This window comes from Streptomyces halobius (assembly GCF_023277745.1).
In the GTDB taxonomy this organism is placed as follows: domain Bacteria; phylum Actinomycetota; class Actinomycetes; order Streptomycetales; family Streptomycetaceae; genus Streptomyces; species Streptomyces halobius.
Genome location: NZ_CP086322.1, coordinates 6,003,314 through 6,020,723, shown reverse-complemented (window position 1 = coordinate 6,020,723; position 17,410 = coordinate 6,003,314). Strand labels below are relative to the sequence as shown.

At 66.7% G+C, this 17,410-nt stretch carries 9 protein-coding genes and 2 rRNA genes; 2 read left to right on the top strand and 9 right to left on the bottom strand.

Annotated elements, in window-relative coordinates:
* Positions 1–27 precede the first annotated feature (27 nt).
* The 3 genes from K9S39_RS27435 to K9S39_RS27425 all read right to left on the bottom strand — a co-directional run bounded on the left by K9S39_RS27435 (position 28) and on the right by K9S39_RS27425 (position 6,720).
* A 23S ribosomal RNA gene (locus K9S39_RS27435) occupies positions 28–3,148 on the bottom strand.
* Positions 3,149–3,454: 306 nt separating this feature from the next.
* Positions 3,455–4,983 (bottom strand): 16S ribosomal RNA (locus tag K9S39_RS27430).
* The 16S and 23S rRNA genes sit together here, the layout of an rRNA operon.
* A gap of 729 nt (positions 4,984–5,712) precedes the next feature.
* The gene (locus K9S39_RS27425; RefSeq protein WP_248865971.1) at positions 5,713–6,720 is read right to left on the bottom strand and encodes a stage II sporulation protein M; all 1,008 of its coding nucleotides are present in this window, start codon (positions 6,718–6,720) and stop codon (positions 5,713–5,715) included.
* A 112-nt stretch (positions 6,721–6,832) separates the two neighbouring features.
* On the opposite strand from K9S39_RS27425, the gene K9S39_RS27420 reads away from it, so the two are divergent.
* Positions 6,833–7,825, top strand: a complete 993-nt coding sequence (locus K9S39_RS27420) for an RDD family protein (RefSeq protein WP_248865970.1) — start codon at positions 6,833–6,835, stop codon at positions 7,823–7,825.
* A 192-nt stretch (positions 7,826–8,017) separates the two neighbouring features.
* On the opposite strand, the gene K9S39_RS27415 is transcribed toward K9S39_RS27420, so the two are convergent.
* Complete coding sequence (locus K9S39_RS27415) at positions 8,018–8,632, bottom strand: hypothetical protein (RefSeq protein WP_248865969.1); 615 nt, start codon at positions 8,630–8,632, stop codon at positions 8,018–8,020.
* A 173-nt stretch (positions 8,633–8,805) separates the two neighbouring features.
* Entirely contained in the window at positions 8,806–10,263 is a 1,458-nt protein-coding gene (gene ahcY / locus K9S39_RS27410) for an adenosylhomocysteinase (RefSeq protein WP_248865968.1), read from the bottom strand.
* Between the two features lie 547 nt (positions 10,264–10,810).
* Between ahcY and K9S39_RS27405 the strand changes: the two genes are divergently transcribed.
* The gene (locus K9S39_RS27405; RefSeq protein WP_406708165.1) at positions 10,811–12,865 is read left to right on the top strand and encodes a fructose-specific PTS transporter subunit EIIC; all 2,055 of its coding nucleotides are present in this window, start codon (positions 10,811–10,813) and stop codon (positions 12,863–12,865) included.
* Positions 12,866–13,164: 299 nt separating this feature from the next.
* On the opposite strand, the gene K9S39_RS27400 is transcribed toward K9S39_RS27405, so the two are convergent.
* The 4 genes from K9S39_RS27400 to K9S39_RS27385 form a co-directional block, all read right to left on the bottom strand.
* Positions 13,165–14,124 carry a cation diffusion facilitator family transporter gene (locus K9S39_RS27400; RefSeq protein WP_248865966.1) on the bottom strand — a complete coding sequence of 320 codons (960 nt, stop codon included), beginning with the start codon at positions 14,122–14,124 and terminating at the stop codon, positions 13,165–13,167.
* Positions 14,125–14,331: 207 nt separating this feature from the next.
* Complete coding sequence (manA, locus tag K9S39_RS27395; protein WP_248865965.1) at positions 14,332–15,573, bottom strand: mannose-6-phosphate isomerase, class I; 1,242 nt, start codon at positions 15,571–15,573, stop codon at positions 14,332–14,334.
* Between the two features lie 225 nt (positions 15,574–15,798).
* Entirely contained in the window at positions 15,799–16,938 is a 1,140-nt protein-coding gene (locus K9S39_RS27390) for an SIS domain-containing protein (protein WP_248865964.1), read from the bottom strand.
* A 75-nt stretch (positions 16,939–17,013) separates the two neighbouring features.
* Entirely contained in the window at positions 17,014–17,229 is a 216-nt protein-coding gene (locus K9S39_RS27385; protein ID WP_248865963.1) for a Trm112 family protein, read from the bottom strand.
* Between the last annotated feature and the right edge of the window lie 181 nt (positions 17,230–17,410).

Here is a 17,410-nt window from a genome sequence, read left to right as displayed (position 1 = left end):
GAACCAACACAGTGGACGCGAGCAACTGAGGACAAGCCCTCGGCCTATTAGTACCAGTCAACTCCACACCTTACGATGCTTCCATATCTGGCCTATCAACCCAGTCATCTACTGGGAGCCTTAACCCATCAAGTGGGTGGGAGCCCTCATCTCGAAGCAGGCTTCCCGCTTAGATGCTTTCAGCGGTTATCCCTCCCGAACGTAGCCAACCAGCCATGCCCTTGGCAGAACAACTGGCACACCAGAGGTTCGTCCGTCCCGGTCCTCTCGTACTAGGGACAGCCCTTCTCAAGACTCCTACGCGCACAGCGGATAGGGACCGAACTGTCTCACGACGTTCTAAACCCAGCTCGCGTACCGCTTTAATGGGCGAACAGCCCAACCCTTGGGACCGACTCCAGCCCCAGGATGCGACGAGCCGACATCGAGGTGCCAAACCATCCCGTCGATATGGACTCTTGGGGAAGATCAGCCTGTTATCCCCGGGGTACCTTTTATCCGTTGAGCGACGGCGCTTCCACAAGCCACCGCCGGATCACTAGTCCCTACTTTCGTACCTGCTCGACCCGTCAGTCTCACAGTCAAGCTCCCTTGTGCACTTACACTCAACACCTGATTACCAACCAGGCTGAGGGAACCTTTGGGCGCCTCCGTTACCCTTTAGGAGGCAACCGCCCCAGTTAAACTACCCACCAGACACTGTCCCTGATCCGGATCACGGACCCAGGTTAGACATCCAGCACGACCAGAGTGGTATTTCAACAATGACTCCCCCTGAACTGGCGTCCAGAGATCACAGTCTCCCACCTATCCTACACAAGCCGAACCGAACACCAATATCAAGCTATAGTAAAGGTCCCGGGGTCTTTCCGTCCTGCTGCGCGAAACGAGCATCTTTACTCGTAATGCAATTTCACCGGGCCTATGGTTGAGACAGTCGAGAAGTCGTTACGCCATTCGTGCAGGTCGGAACTTACCCGACAAGGAATTTCGCTACCTTAGGATGGTTATAGTTACCACCGCCGTTTACTGGCGCTTAAGTTCTCAGCTTCGCCAACCCGAAGATTGACTAACCGGTCCCCTTAACGTTCCAGCACCGGGCAGGCGTCAGTCCGTATACATCGCCTTACGGCTTCGCACGGACCTGTGTTTTTAGTAAACAGTCGCTTCTCGCTGGTCTCTGCGGCCACCCCCAGCTCAGAGCGCAAAACTCATCACCAGAAATGGCCCCCCTTCTCCCGAAGTTACGGGGGCATTTTGCCGAGTTCCTTAACCATAGTTCACCCGAACGCCTCGGTATTCTCTACCTGACCACCTGAGTCGGTTTAGGGTACGGGCCGCCACAAAACTCGCTAGAGGCTTTTCTCGACAGCATAGGATCATCCACTTCACCACAATCGGCTCGGCATCAGGTCTCAGCCATAAATGTGCAGCGGATTTACCTACCACACGACCTACACCCTTACCCCGGGACAACCACCGCCCGGGATGGACTACCTTCCTGCGTCACCCCATCACTCACCTACTACTGGCTCGGTTCACCGGCTCCACCACTCCGCTTCACCCGAAGGATCCACGGCGGCTTCACGGGCTTAGCATCACCAGCCTCAGCGCTGACGCTTCATAGCGGGTACCGGAATATCAACCGGTTATCCATCGACTACGCCTGTCGGCCTCGCCTTAGGTCCCGACTTACCCTGGGCAGATCAGCTTGACCCAGGAACCCTTAGTCAATCGGCGCAAGAGTTTCCCACTCTTGTATCGCTACTCATGCCTGCATTCTCACTCGCGAACCGTCCACAACTCGCTTCCACGGCTGCTTCACCCGGCACACGACGCTCCCCTACCCATCCACACACCCGTTAGGGCTCCTGTATGAATGACACGACTTCGGCGGTGTACTTGAGCCCCGCTACATTGTCGGCGCGGAATCACTTGACCAGTGAGCTATTACGCACTCTTTCAAGGATGGCTGCTTCTAAGCCAACCTCCTGGTTGTCTCTGCGACTCCACATCCTTTCCCACTTAGCACACGCTTAGGGGCCTTAGTCGATGCTCTGGGCTGTTTCCCTCTCGACCATGGAGCTTATCCCCCACAGTCTCACTGCCGCGCTCTCACTTACCGGCATTCGGAGTTTGGCTAAGGTCAGTAACCCGGTAGGGCCCATCGCCTATCCAGTGCTCTACCTCCGGCAAGAAACACACGACGCTGCACCTAAATGCATTTCGGGGAGAACCAGCTATCACGGAGTTTGATTGGCCTTTCACCCCTAACCACAGGTCATCCCCCAGGTTTTCAACCCTGGTGGGTTCGGCCCTCCACACGGTCTTACCCGCGCTTCAGCCTGCCCATGGCTAGATCACTCCGCTTCGGGTCTTGGGCACGCTACTCAACGCCCTCTTAGGACTCGCTTTCGCTACGGCTCCCCCACACGGGTTAACCTCGCAACATACCGCAAACTCGCAGGCTCATTCTTCAAAAGGCACGCAGTCACGACACAAGGAACAAGTCCCTGTGCGACGCTCCCACGGCTTGTAGGCACACGGTTTCAGGTACTATTTCACTCCGCTCCCGCGGTACTTTTCACCATTCCCTCACGGTACTATCCGCTATCGGTCACCAGGGAATATTTAGGCTTAACGGGTGGTCCCGCCAGATTCACACGGGATTTCACGGGCCCCGTGCTACTTGGGTGATTCTCAAACGAGCCTTACAGATTTCAGCTACGGGGGTCTTACCCTCTACGCCGGACCTTTCGCATGTCCTTCGCCTACCCATACGGTTTCTGACTCGCCGACCGGCCGGCAGACCGATCAAGAAAACTCCCACAACCCCACATGCGCAACCCCTGCCGGGTATCACACGCACATGGTTTGGCCTCATCCGGTTTCGCTCGCCACTACTCCCGGAATCACAATTGTTTTCTCTTCCTGCGGGTACTGAGATGTTTCACTTCCCCGCGTTCCCTCCACACTGCCTATGTGTTCAGCAGCGGGTGACAGCCCATGACGACTGCCGGGTTTCCCCATTCGGACACCCCCGGATCACAGCTCGGTTGACAGCTCCCCGGGGCCTATCGCGGCCTCCCACGTCCTTCATCGGTTCCTGGTACCAAGGCATCCACCGTGCGCCCTTAAAAACTTGGCCACAGATGCTCGCGTCCACTGTGCAGTTCTCAAGCAACGACCAGCCACCCACCACCCCGCCACACAAGACGAGTTCACTGGGGCCGGCATCCCGAAGGCCAGACATCAAGTCCGCACCCTCAGACACCCAACAGCGTGCCCGACCCACCTCATCAATCCCCACGTTCCACGCCGAAGCAGTACTAGTGACAACCAACCAAGTGCGCCGAATAGTCAACGTTCCACCCATGAGCAACCAGCATCAGACACTCGCTGATGCACTGGCCTCTGACCAAGCCCCGAAAGACCCGGTAGAAGTGCTCCTTAGAAAGGAGGTGATCCAGCCGCACCTTCCGGTACGGCTACCTTGTTACGACTTCGTCCCAATCGCCAGTCCCACCTTCGACGATTCCCTCCCACAAGGGGTTGGGCCACCGGCTTCGGGTGTTACCGACTTTCGTGACGTGACGGGCGGTGTGTACAAGGCCCGGGAACGTATTCACCGCAGCAATGCTGATCTGCGATTACTAGCAACTCCGACTTCATGGGGTCGAGTTGCAGACCCCAATCCGAACTGAGACCGGCTTTTTGAGATTCGCTCCACCTCACGGCATCGCAGCTCATTGTACCGGCCATTGTAGCACGTGTGCAGCCCAAGACATAAGGGGCATGATGACTTGACGTCGTCCCCACCTTCCTCCGAGTTGACCCCGGCAGTCTCCTGTGAGTCCCCATCACCCCGAAAGGCATGCTGGCAACACAGAACAAGGGTTGCGCTCGTTGCGGGACTTAACCCAACATCTCACGACACGAGCTGACGACAGCCATGCACCACCTGTACACCGACCACAAGGGGGACCCTGTCTCCAGGGTTTTCCGGTGTATGTCAAGCCTTGGTAAGGTTCTTCGCGTTGCGTCGAATTAAGCCACATGCTCCGCTGCTTGTGCGGGCCCCCGTCAATTCCTTTGAGTTTTAGCCTTGCGGCCGTACTCCCCAGGCGGGGAACTTAATGCGTTAGCTGCGGCACGGACGACGTGGAATGTCGCCCACACCTAGTTCCCAACGTTTACGGCGTGGACTACCAGGGTATCTAATCCTGTTCGCTCCCCACGCTTTCGCTCCTCAGCGTCAGTATCGGCCCAGAGATCCGCCTTCGCCACCGGTGTTCCTCCTGATATCTGCGCATTTCACCGCTACACCAGGAATTCCGATCTCCCCTACCGAACTCTAGCCTGCCCGTATCGAATGCAGACCCGGAGTTAAGCCCCGGGCTTTCACATCCGACGCGACAAGCCGCCTACGAGCTCTTTACGCCCAATAATTCCGGACAACGCTTGCGCCCTACGTATTACCGCGGCTGCTGGCACGTAGTTAGCCGGCGCTTCTTCTGCAGGTACCGTCACTTGCGCTTCTTCCCTGCTGAAAGAGGTTTACAACCCGAAGGCCGTCATCCCTCACGCGGCGTCGCTGCATCAGGCTTGCGCCCATTGTGCAATATTCCCCACTGCTGCCTCCCGTAGGAGTCTGGGCCGTGTCTCAGTCCCAGTGTGGCCGGTCGCCCTCTCAGGCCGGCTACCCGTCGTCGCCTTGGTAGGCCATCACCCCACCAACAAGCTGATAGGCCGCGGGCTCATCCTTCACCGCCGGAGCTTTCCACACACAGACCATGCGGCCGTGTGTCATATCCGGTATTAGACCCCGTTTCCAGGGCTTGTCCCAGAGTGAAGGGCAGATTGCCCACGTGTTACTCACCCGTTCGCCACTAATCCACCACCGAAGCGGCTTCATCGTTCGACTTGCATGTGTTAAGCACGCCGCCAGCGTTCGTCCTGAGCCAGGATCAAACTCTCCGTGAATGTGTACCGGATATCCGGTCGAACACTCGCGTTGAGCGGAACCACCAGAGGAATAATCCGGTGGTTCACAGCATCCTCGCTGTGTGTGCCACCCCGACAAAAGCGGAGTGGGCTTTCAAAGGAACCTCATCTCCACAAGAGGAGACGGGGTATCAACATATCTGGCGTTGACTTTTGGCACGCTGTTGAGTTCTCAAGGAACGGACGCTTCCTTCGCGCCTGTTTCACCAGGCCCTCCGGGCGCTTCCCTTCGGTCTTGCGTTTCCGACTCTACCAGATCCTCGCGGTCCTGTTTTCCGCCGGTGCGATTCCGCCTCTCGGCTTCCTCGCGGTTTCCAACCTACCAGATCCGTTTCCGTATCCGGCCCCTGTTGGAGCGGGGTCGACCGTCCGGCTTTCGCCTTTCGGTCTTTCCGACTTTATCAGATTCAGTCCGTGCCGTTTCCGGCTCGGATTTGTTTCCGATTTACCCGCGGAGGGGATTTTCGCCTTGCGGCTTTTCCGACTTTATCAGAAGGCGGCGGCCGAATTGATCGACCGGGGCTTCCGGTAAGTGGTCGGTGCGCTTCGCTGAATGAGTTTTCCAGTCGAAGCGGAGATATGAGCTAACCATTGCTGCCGAACCTGTGCGTCCGTCACAACCGTTTAAATCTACCTCCCCCTGTCGCCCGTGTCAACGGGTTCCGCGGGTCGAGAGGATATTAGCAGGTCAGCGCCGCTTGACGCACATCAGGCGGCCGTTGGGAGCGCGGCCTCACGGTCGGACGTCTCGACGTCGCCGGTCTCGCCTGCCCGTTCGGCGCGGCCTCCCAGGACGTAGACGTACACAAGAAAGGCTAGCTCGGCGGCGATGCCGATGCCGATGCGGGCCCAGGTGGGCAGGCCGGAAGGGGTGACGAAGCCTTCAAGGGCGCCGGAGACGAAGAGCACGGCGGCGAGTCCGACGGCGACGCCGAGGGCGGAGCGGCCCTCCTCCGCCAGGGCCGTGCGGCGGCTGCGGGGGCCCGGGTCGATCAGCGTCCAGCCCAGGCGCAGGCCGATGCCGGCCGCGATGAACACGGCGGTCAGTTCGAGAAGGCCGTGCGGAAGGATCAGGCCGAGGAAGGTGTCGAGACGGCCTGCCGAGGACATCAGGCCGATCCCGACGCCGAGGTTGAGCATGTTCGTGTAGAGAACCCAGAGGACGGGGAGGCCGGCGAAGGCGCCGAGGACGAGGCAGAGGGCGACGGCCTGGGCGTTGTTCGTCCATACCTGGGCGGCGAAGGACGTGGCGGGGTGGCTGGAGTAATACGTCTCGTACTGTCCACCGGGGCGGGTCATGGCGCGGAGCTCCTGTGGGGCGCCGATGGCCGCCTGGACCTCGGGGTGGGCAGCGATCCACCAGCCCAGGAGGGCGGCTATCGCGGTGGAGAGGATCGCGGTGGGCATCCACCAGTGGCGCAGACGGTAGACCGCGGCGGGGAAGCTCGTGGTGAAGAAGCGCGCGGCGTCGCGCCAGGAAGCCTTGCGGGCCCCGGTGACCGCGCTGCGGGCGCGCGCCACGAGCGAGGTGAGGCGTCCGGTCAGCGCGGGGTCGGGGGCGCTGGAGCGAAGCAGGGAGAGGTGGGTGGTGACGCGTTGGTAGAGGGTGACCAGTTCGTCGGCCTCGGCACCCGTGAGGTGGCGTTTGCGGCGCAGGAGTGCTTCGAGGCGGTCCCATTCGGCGCCATGTGCCGTGATGAAGACATCGAGGTCCATACGGGGTCGCTCCTCGCAGCGCCGTGGGTGGGTGTCGGATCAGCTTGGCAGACTGGCCGTGCCCCGCGTGGGGTGGGCGGCGTATCCGGGAACGAGAGGGAATGGGGCACGGGTGAGTGAGCTCGTAACGGGTGAAGCGGTGGTGCTGGGGCTGCGGCCGGCCAGGTTGGCGAGCCGGGCACTGGCGGTGATGGTCGATCTTGCCGTGGCCTGGGGGCTTTATATCGGGGTGTCGCTGTTGCTGGTGTCGGCGACGTCGTCGTTGGACAGTGCCGCCGAGGCTGCCATCGCGGTGGCGACGTTCGTCCTGGTGCAGGTCGGGATACCGATCGTGGTCGAGACGCTGAGCCACGGCCGGTCGCTGGGAAAGCTGATGTGCGGGCTTCGGGTGCTGCGGGAGGACGGCGGGCCGATCCGGTTCCGGCATGCGTTGGTGCGCGGGGCGATCGGGGTGATCGAGATCGTGCTGACGATGGGGGTGGTGGCGTCCATCGCGTCACTGGTCTCGGCACGGGGCCGGCGGATCGGGGATGTGTTCGCGGGGACCCTGGTCGTACGGGAGCGGATTCCCGTGGCGGAAGCGGGGGTGGCACTGCCGCCGCCTCCGCCGTGGCTGGTGGCGGAGCTCGGGGCGTTGGATCTGTCGCGGGTGCCGGACGGATGGTGGCTGACGGTGCGGCAGTACCTGTCGCGAGTGGGTCAGCTGGATGCGCAGGTCGGCGCGGCGATGGCGGGGAGGCTGGCGGAGGACTTGCGGAGGTTCACCGGGACGGCGGGGCCGGCGGGGGTGTACCCGGTGGCGTATCTGGCCGCTGTGGTCTGTGAGCGGCAGACCCGGGAGTCGCAGCGGGCTTTCGGGGCGTATTCGGGAGCGCCGGCGATGGCGACGGGGGAGATGGGCGCGATGCGGGAGACGGCGCAGAGGTCGGGGATGGGAGGTGTGACGTCCGCGGGGCAGGGGGTGTCCGTTGGGGCGTGGTCACCGCCGGGGGGCGTGCCGGGGGCCGGTGGCGGTTCGGGGCCGGCGGGGATGGTGCCGGTGCAGGCGGATGGCGAGCGTGGCGGCGAGGGGAAGCCTCGGACGGGGTTCGCGCCGCCGGTGTGAGGTGCGGGGCTGGGGCCGCGTCGAGGTGCGGGCCCGGGGCCTTTGTCGAGGTATGGGGCCGTCGGACGTACGGGCTCGGGCGTGTGACGGCCGTCGATGCCCGGTGACGTGGATGCCCAGCGCCGTGAATGCCCGGTGGCGTGGGTGTCGGCCGACATCGGTGTGCGGTGACGTGGACGTCCGGGGTGGGCGTCAGGTGAAGGTCGACGGTGGGGATTCCAGGGATTCGAGCTCGATGCCGGGGGCCGCCAGGACCACGTCGCCGGCGATGTGGAGGGTGTGCTGTTCGCCCGTCTCAAGGTCGTTGACCTGGTATTCGTCGGCGATGAGGGGAGCGTTGTCAGTGGCGTGTGGTGTGCTTTTCACCAGGGCCCAGGACTGATCGAGAGTGCGGGGGGCGAGGACGGGGGGTGTGAAGGCCACCAGCCGGGTGCGGACGGCTCCGGCGCCGAGGGCGGGCCGCAGCAGGCGGGCGGTGGCGATGAGGAACGCGGGGGACGCGCCGGTGAAGGCGTGGGCGGGGGCGTTGCCTTCGGTGGCGTGTTCACCGGTCGGGTCGGTGCGTACCCAGGTGACGCCGTCCAGGGCGGCGCCGCGGACCTGCCAGGCGGAGGCGTGGAGTTCCAGGCGGATGGGGCGGCCGAGGTCGTCGAGGGTGAGGTCGACGGATCCCGCGTGGTCGCCGGAGGGGGTGGTGATCTGGGAGACGTAGCGCCAGCCGGAGGGGCCGGTGGCGCAGTGGAAGTGCTCTTCGCCGAGGGGGGTGTGATCGTGCGGGTCGTGCAGGGAGTAGTGGCCGCGGGGCATGGGGGATGCAGTCCTTCGGGCGGGCCGGTGGGGGGATCGGCCGGACGGCCGCGCGGACCTGTCGCGGGGCCGTTACGGGCCAGGCCCCCGCCGCGAGCGGCGAGGGCCTGGGTTCACCGGCTGCTGGTGGTGATCAGTCGCTGGTCGGTCGTGACCGGCGCGGATCGGTGGGATCAGTAGCGGTAGTGGTCGGGCTTGTACGGCCCCTCGACCTCGACACCGATGTAAGCGGCCTGCTCCGGGCGCAGCGTGGTGAGTTTGACGCCGAGGGAGTCGAGGTGGAGGCGGGCGACCTTCTCGTCGAGGTGCTTGGGCAGGACGTAGACGTCGGTGGGGTATTCCTCCGGCTTGGTGAACAGTTCGATCTGGGCCAGGGTCTGGTCCGCGAACGAGTTGGACATCACGAAGGAGGGGTGTCCGGTGGCGTTGCCGAGGTTGAGCAGACGGCCTTCGGACAGCACGATCAGGACCTTGCCGTCCGGGTGGGTCCAGGTGTGTACCTGGGGCTTGACCTCTTCCTTGACGATGCCCTCGATCTTGGCCAGGCCGGCCATGTCGATCTCGTTGTCGAAGTGGCCGATGTTGCCCACGATGGCCTGGTGCTTCATCCGCGCCATGTGCGAGGCGAGGATGATGTCCTTGTTGCCGGTGGTGGTGATGAAGATGTCGGCGGTCTCGACGACGTCTTCGAGGGTGGTCACCTGATAGCCGTCCATCGCCGCCTGCAGCGCACAGATCGGGTCGATCTCGGTGATGATCACGCGGGCGCCCTGGCCGCGCAGCGACTCCGCGCAGCCCTTGCCGACGTCGCCGTAGCCGCAGATCACGGCGGTCTTGCCGCCGATGAGGACGTCGGTGGCGCGGTTGATGCCGTCGACCAGCGAGTGGCGGCAGCCGTACTTGTTGTCGAACTTCGACTTCGTCACGGCGTCGTTCACATTGATCGCCGGGAAGAGGAGCTCGCCGTCGCGCTGCATCTCGTACAGACGGTGAACGCCGGTGGTGGTCTCCTCGGTGACACCGCGGATCTCGGAGGACAGCTTCGTCCACTTCTGCGGGTTCTCGGCCAGCGCGCGGGTGAGGAGTTCGAGGACGGCGCGGTGCTCGTCGCTCTCGGCGGTCTCCACCGACGGGACCTTGCCGACCTTTTCGTATTCGACGCCCTTGTGGACGAGGAGGGTGGCGTCACCGCCGTCGTCCAGGATCATGTTCGGGCCGCCGGTCGGCGAGCCGGGCCAGGTCAGGGCCTGCTCGGTGCACCACCAGTACTCCTCCAGGCTCTCGCCCTTCCACGCGAAGACCGGCACACCCTGCGGGTTGTCCGGGGTGCCGTTGGGGCCGACGGCGATCGCCGCGGCGGCGTGGTCCTGGGTGGAGAAGATGTTGCAGGAGGCCCAGCGCACCTCGGCACCGAGGGCGACCAGGGTCTCGATCAGAACGGCGGTCTGCACGGTCATGTGCAGGGAACCGGTGATACGGGCACCGGCCAGCGGCTGCGTGGCGGCGTACTCCTTGCGGATCGCCATCAGGCCGGGCATCTCATGCTCGGCGAGAGTGATCTCCTTACGGCCGAAAGCGGCAAGGGAGAGGTCAGCGACCTTGAAGTCCTGGCCGGTGGCTGCGGTCGTCATACGGGCTGCTCCTCGATGGTCGAGGTGGATTCGGGCAGTCTGCGGCGCGGGCTGGGGTCCGTTGCCCAGCGGTTGGCTGGGCAAGCAGCGTACGCGGAAGCGGACGCACCTCTACCCCCGGCCGCAGCGCAGTCCGTCGGAGGCCCTCTCTCCCTCGGCCGGTCCGCGGTGCGGGCCGCCCGACCGCCATCAGCAGCGACGTCTGGCACTGGGCACGAATCTACACCGATCGGCCCAGCGGCCCCAGTCCGCATCGGCTTGATCCATGCGCTGTCCCCGCGCTGCCCGTGCGCTCACGGTCGGACGCGGCAGGACACCCGGCCCCAGTGTCCCGGTCTCCGGCGCGCTGGACGGGGCGCCGGAGCGCCTTGGGAGCTGCGTTCCCCGTCACACCCGTTGGTTCCCGGTACCGCGTACTGCAGGATGCGGGGAGCGCGCGGACACCCGCACGATCCGCGCACGCGCGTTAGGAGAACACGTGACCACCAGTCCAGCCGATCCCCCCAAGGGCGCGGGGAAGAGCGGGCAGGGGCTCAAGCTGCTCGCAGTGACCGCCTGCCCGACCGGCATCGCCCACACGTACATGGCAGCGGAGAAGCTGGCCCAGGCCGCCGAGTCCCTCGGTCATGAGATCAAGGTGGAGACCCAAGGCTCGATCGGGGCTGAGAACATACTGTCTGACAACGATGTCAAGGACGCCGACGGCATCATCATCGCCGCGGACAAGGACGTCGACCGCGGCCGGTTCGTCGGTAAGAAGGTCTTGGCTGTCGGGGTCGCCGAGGGCATCCACCACCCCGAGCGGCTGATCGAGAGGGTACGGAGCGCGTCCGTGTACGACGGGGGCGGTCCAGGGACCGGCGCGGCCACGTCTCCTGGAGGGGGCGCGGGGGCTCCCGGCGGGGGTGTGGGTGGCAAGGAGCGCAGCGTCGCGTACAAGGCGCTGATGAACGGTGTCAGTTACATGATCCCGTTCGTCGTGGTGGGCGGTCTGCTGATCGCGATATCGCTGGCACTGGGCGGTCACACCGACCCCGAGGGCGGTCTGGTCATCCCCGACGGGTCGTTCTGGAAGCATGTGAACGACATCGGTGTCATCGGCTTCACCCTGATGGTGCCGATCCTGTCGGGCTATATCGCGTATGCGATCGGGGACCGTCCGGCGCTGGTCCCGGGCATGATCGGTGGCTGGATCGCCAACACCGGCTCGCTGTACGACTCCGAGGCGGGCGCGGGCTTCATCGGCGCCATCGTCACCGGCTTCCTGGCCGGGTATCTGGTGCAGTGGATCAAGAAGGTCGGGGTCCCGAAGTTCGTCCGGCCGATCATGCCGATCATCGTGATCCCGATCGTGGCGACGACCGTGCTCGGGCTGTTCTTCATCTACGTCATCGGGCGGCCGATCTCGTGGGTGTTCACGCATCTCACCGAGCTGCTCGGCGGGATGACCGGGTCCAGCGCCATCCTGCTGGGCGCGGTCCTCGGCCTGATGATCGCGTTCGACATGGGCGGTCCGGTCAACAAGACCGCATTCCTCTTCGGTGCGGGGCTGATCGCGTCCGGCAACCAGACCGTGATGGGCATGTGTGCCGCGGCGATCCCGGTCATGCCGCTCGGGCAGGGACTGGCCACGCTGATCCGTAGGCGTCTCTACTCCGAACAAGAGCGGGAGACGGGGATGGCGGCGCTGTTCATGGGGTGCTTCGGGATCTCGGAGGGCGCCATTCCGTTCGCCGCGGCGCGGCCCGCACAGGTGATTCCGGCGAACATGCTCGGTGGCGCGGTGGCCGGTGCCGTCGCGGGCATGGCGGGGCTGACGGACGCGGTGCCGCACGGAGGGCCGATCGTGGCGGTGCTCGGTGCGGTCGGCGGAGTGCCGGCGTTCTTCCTCGCCGTCGCCATCGGGTCGGTGGTGACGGCGCTCGCCACGGTGACGCTGGTGGATGTCGCGGAGCGGCGGAAGGGCGGGGCCGACTTGGTGACGTCCCCGGAGCCGGAGCCCGCGGCCGAACCGGCGTTGGCGCTGGCGGGTGTCGGTGCCGGGGCGGGAAGGGGGACGACGGAACCGGCGGCCGCTCCCGTCGCCACGGCCGATGTGGACACGGCCGGCGGCGACACGGACAGGGACGGCGCCGATGCCGATGACGCCGACGTCCTCTCCGGCTACCTCACCGAGCAGACGGTGAAGACGCGGCTCGTCTCCCGCGACAAGGGGGCAGCCATCCGCGAGATGGCCGAACTGGCGGCCGGTACCGGCAGGGTGGCGGACGTCGACGAGCTGGTCCGGGTGGCGCTGGCCCGTGAAGCGCAGGGCACCACCGGGCTGGGCGAGGAGATCGCCATTCCGCACGCCAAGACGGACGCGGTGACCGCTCCGGTGGTCGCCTTCGCCCGCTCTGCGGACGGCATCGACTGGGGCTCGCTGGACGGGACGCTCGCCAAGCTGGTGTTCATGATCTCCGTGCCCGAGGCGGCGGCCGGGGACGAGCATCTGCGCATCCTGGCGTTGCTCTCGCGGAAACTGATGGATGCGGACTTCCGGGCGCGGCTGCAGGAGGCCGCGGATGAGGCGGAGGTGCTGCGCGTCATCGGGGAAATCTAGGGGGGATCCCGTAGGGGGTGTTCGAACGGATCCCCTAGGGGGTGCGTGGGCCCCTTGCAGGCCACAACGCGTAGGTTGCTGGGTGTATTCCCAGGGTCACAGCGTGTCGCATGGTGTCTGCGCCCGGCCAAGGCCCCGCACGTCAAGATCCCCAGCACCACCGGATCAGCACGACCCCAGCACCACCGCACAGACGAAGGCTCCCGCACCAGTCAAGAGTGCGGGGCCTTCGGTCGCTGGTTGCGGCCGGTCGTAGTCGGCCGCGGCTGGTTCGCGGCTGGTCGCTGTCAGGGTGCCGGTCAGTGACCGCCGGGGGTCTTCTTCGGGTTGTTGCCTGCGTCTGCCTTGGAGCCGCTGTAGATATCGGGCTCCAAGTAGATGACCCGGGCGATCGGTACGGCCTCGCGGATGCGGGATTCTGCGGCGTTGATCGCGTCCGCGACCTGGGCGGCCGTGGCGTCGTGCTGGACCGCGATCTTCGCGGCGACCAGCAGTTCCTCGGGGCCGAGGTGGAGGGTGCGCATGTGGATCAGGGCGGTGACGCACTCGCCGTCGACGGCAGCGGCGCGGATCTTGGCGACCTGGTCGGCGCCCGCCGCCTCGCCCAGCAGCAGCGACTTGGTCTCGGCGGCGAGGACGAGCGCGATCAGCACGAGCAGCGCGCCGATGCACATGGTGCCGATGCCGTCCCAGACGGCGTTACCGGTGACGAGGGTGAGGCCGACTCCGCCGAGCGCGAGGACCAGACCGACCAGCGCGCCGAGGTCCTCCAGCAGCACGACCGGCAGCTCGGGGGCCTTGGCACGGCGGACGAACTGGGCCCAGGTCTGCTTGCCGCGCAGCTCGTTGGACTCCTTGATGGCCGTACGGAAGGAGAACGCCTCGGCGATGATCGCGAAGATCAGGACGCCGATGGGCCAGTACCAGTTGTCCAGTTCGTGCGGGTGGACGATCTTCTCGTAGCCCTCGTAGAGGGCGAAGACGCCACCGATGGTGAACAGGACGATGGAGACCAGGAAGCCGTAGACGTACCGCTCGCGGCCGTAGCCGAAGGGGTGTTCCTCGGTCGCGGCGCGCTTGGCCTTCTTGCCGCCGAGCAGCAGCAGGCCCTGGTTGCCGGAGTCCGCGATGGAGTGCACGCCTTCGGCCAGCATCGAGGACGAACCGCTGAAGGCGAAGGCCACGAACTTCGCCGCGGCGATCGCCAGGTTGGCGCCCAGCGCCGCGACGATCGCCTTTGTCCCGCCTGATGCGCTCATAGGTGCCGCATGTCCTTCCGTCGTCCCGTCATACCGTCGTCCGGGTTTTACCGCCGCTTTAATGCTGTGCGGCGGTCATTGTTGCAGCCGGTGGGCCGGACACCGCTATGAGGCCGTCCATCGGTCTTCTCCGGCGGGTGGCCGAAGGGGCGGGTGGCCGAAGGCCCCATGCTCCCCGCTTGCCCCCGGACGACGACAAGACGGCAGCTAGACGACGACCGTCGCCCGGAAAAGCGTGCCGTTCCCGGAGACCGTGAGGTGCTCGCCGGCCCGTACGAAGGCCGACTCTCCGGGGGCGAGGGTCAGTTCGGTCGCGATCCCCGTGTCGTCGACCTCCACGCTGCCGTTCACGGCCGTGCCCGCGCGGGCCCGCAGGCGGACCGTACCGGCCGTGCACAGCAGCACCTGCGGCGTGCGGGCGTCGAGGGGGAGGGGGGCGCCGCCGGGCGCCAGGACGTAACGGGAGAGCCGGAATTCGTCGATGGGGGTCTCGTAGACCTCTTCGGTGCCGTCCGCCTCGGGGCGCAGGATGCCGGGGTCGCCGGAGGCGAAGCGGACGATCCGCAGCAGCTCGGGGACGTCGACATGCTTGGGGGTCAGGCCGCAGCGCAGCACGTTGTCGGAGTTGGCCATCAGCTCGACGCCGAGGCCGTTGAGGTAGGCGTGCGGGATGCCGGCGCCGAGGAAGAGTGCCTCGCCGGGCTGCAGCCGTACGTAGTTGAGCAGCATGGCGGCGATGACGCCGGGGTCGCCGGGGTAGTGGTGGGCGATGGCGGCGTACGCGGCGTAGGAGTCGGTGTGCGGTCCCTCCTCGGCGCCGAGGCGCCCGGCCCCGGCGGCGGCCTGCTCGACGGTCTCGGCCATCGCGTCGCGGTCGGCGGTGAGCACGGCGGTGAGGACCTCGCGCAGCGCGGACTCCTCGGGGCTGGCGCGCAGGATGTCGACGTACGGCTTGAGGCCGTCGACGTCCAGGTCCTCCAGGAGGTCCGCGGTCTGTGCGGGGTGCCGGAAGCCGCAGAGGCCGTCGAAGGGGGTGAGGGCGCAGAGCAGCTCGGGCTTGTGGTTGGCGTCCTTGTAGTTGCGGTGTGGGGCGTCGATCGGGACGCCGCGCCGCTCCTCGTCGGCGAAGCCCGCCCGGGCCTGGGCCAGGTCGGGGTGGACCTGGAGGGACAGCGGTGAGGCGGCGGCGAGCAGCTTGAGGAGGAAGGGCAGCCGGGGGCCGAAGGCGCGGACGGCGTCGGCACCCAGTTCCGTCTCCGGGGCGGCGTCGATCACGTCGGCCAGCGAGACGGGGCCCGCGCCGCGGTCGATGCGGGAGGGGGCCGCGGGGTGGGCGCCCATCCACATCTCGGCCTGCGGTGCGCCGGTCGGCTCGACTCCGAGGAGCTCCGGGATGGCGGTGGTGGAGCCCCAGGCGTAGGGGCGCACGGTGTTGGCGAGGCGGTCCATGGGGTGCTGCTTCCTGAGGTGTCGTATGCGGCTGTGCGTCGTGTGCGGCCGGCTGCCGGGACCGTCACGTGCGGCGGACTTCTGCCTGCCGTCGTGTGCGGCCGGCTACTGCCCAGCATCGCGTGCGGCGGGCTTCCGCGTAACCGTCGTGTCCGGCGGTACGGCCGCGCCGCCCCGCACGGCCGGGTGTGTTTCCGGGTGCTGCCGCGGGGCCGGGCCCCATGATCACTCGGTGTTGGCGAGCGCCAGGTAAACGGCGGCGAAATCTGTGATGGCGAGCAGTTCCGTGGCACTCTCCAAAGCGCTGCCGCTCTCCGGTTCGAGCTCGCTGAGCGCGGTTTCGCACTCGTTGGCGAGGGCGTTGGCGGCGCGGGTGGCGGACAGCGGCCCCGACTCCCGCCGGTCGCGCAGCAGCAGGATCCTGGCGTGCAGGGCGGCGGGTTGCTCGACGCGGTCGCGGAAGAAGTCGTCCGGGTCGGCGCCGGCGGCCAGCGAGCCGGACAGCAGCGGGCGGTGGGTGGTGAGCGCCTCGGGCAGCTCGGCGACGAGCGCGGGAATGCCGGCCAGTCCGGCGAGCACGGTCGCGAAGTGCCGGCCGACGGCTCCGGCGACGGCGCCTTCCGTCCAGATCAGCGGCAGCACTTCGGCGAGGTCTGCGGCCAGCGCCTTGGCGGGATTGGTGTAGGTGGCGGCCGCCGGGCCGCAGCTCTCGGCGAGCTGGTCGAGGCGGTCGGCGAGATGGCTGAGCGCGTCGGGTGGTGCGGTGAGCAGGCCGATCCGGTCGGCGACCGCGAGGATCGGGACGAGCAGTGACCAGAGGGTGCCGGGGGCTGCCGGAGGCGCGCCCTCGACGTCGAATTCGGCGTCGTACGGGGTCGTCGCCAGCGGGACGGCGAGGCCGCGGGCCTGGACGACAGCCTCGGCGAGCGGGCCGCCGCCGGGGGTGACGGCGACGACGGAGCAGCCGCGGCGGTACGCCTGCTCGACCAGCTTGGCCAGGCCGGGGTCGGAGGCGTCCGGGCCGGCGACCAGCAGCAGGTCCGCGGGGCCCGTCCAGCCGGGCAGCGACCAGCGCAGTGCTCCGGGGAGCGGGGCGACGCCGGTGGGCGGGATGAGGGTGACCGGGCAGCTGCCGCCGCTGAGCGCGCCGACGAGTTCGGCGACGGCGGGGGCGGCGGGGCCCGGTCCGGCGACGAGGAGGGAGCGGGGCCGTCCTTCGGGCACCAGACCGGGGATACCGGCCTCGGCGGCGCTGCGGGCGGCGGTACGGACCCGGGCGCCGGATTCGGCGACGCCGCGCAGCAGCCCGAAGCGGTCGGCGCCGGACAGCGCGTCAGGGGTGTCGAGGAGTGACTCGTCGAGCATGGGGCGCGGCCTCCGATCGCCGGTACGGGCGGGGGACATGCCGGGCGGTGCCGGGGCGGGCCCGGCGGCGCCCGGTCAGGCGGGGGTGGGGGCACCTCCCATGCCGTCAGGGCTATGGGGGATCGCCTCGTCAACGAGGAGTACGGGGATGCCGTCCCGGACGGGGTAGGCGAGACCGCAGTCCTCGGAGGTGCAGACGAGCTCGGCGGGGTCAGCTGCGGTGCGGTCCTCCAGCGGGGCGTGGCACGCCGGGCAGGCGAGGATCTCGATCAGGCTGGCTTCGACCGGCATGGCGGCTGCTCCTTCGGGGTGGTTGCGGCGTGGCCAGCGTACCGCCGCACGGGGTGAGGGGGCCTGCTCAGCGGCACCTTACGCGTGGTGGGCGGGGTGCGGGGGCGGGTTCGTGCAAGGCCGGGGGGCCGGGACCGGGCGGACCGGGCGAGCCGGGTGCGGCATGGATGCTCCGGGCCGG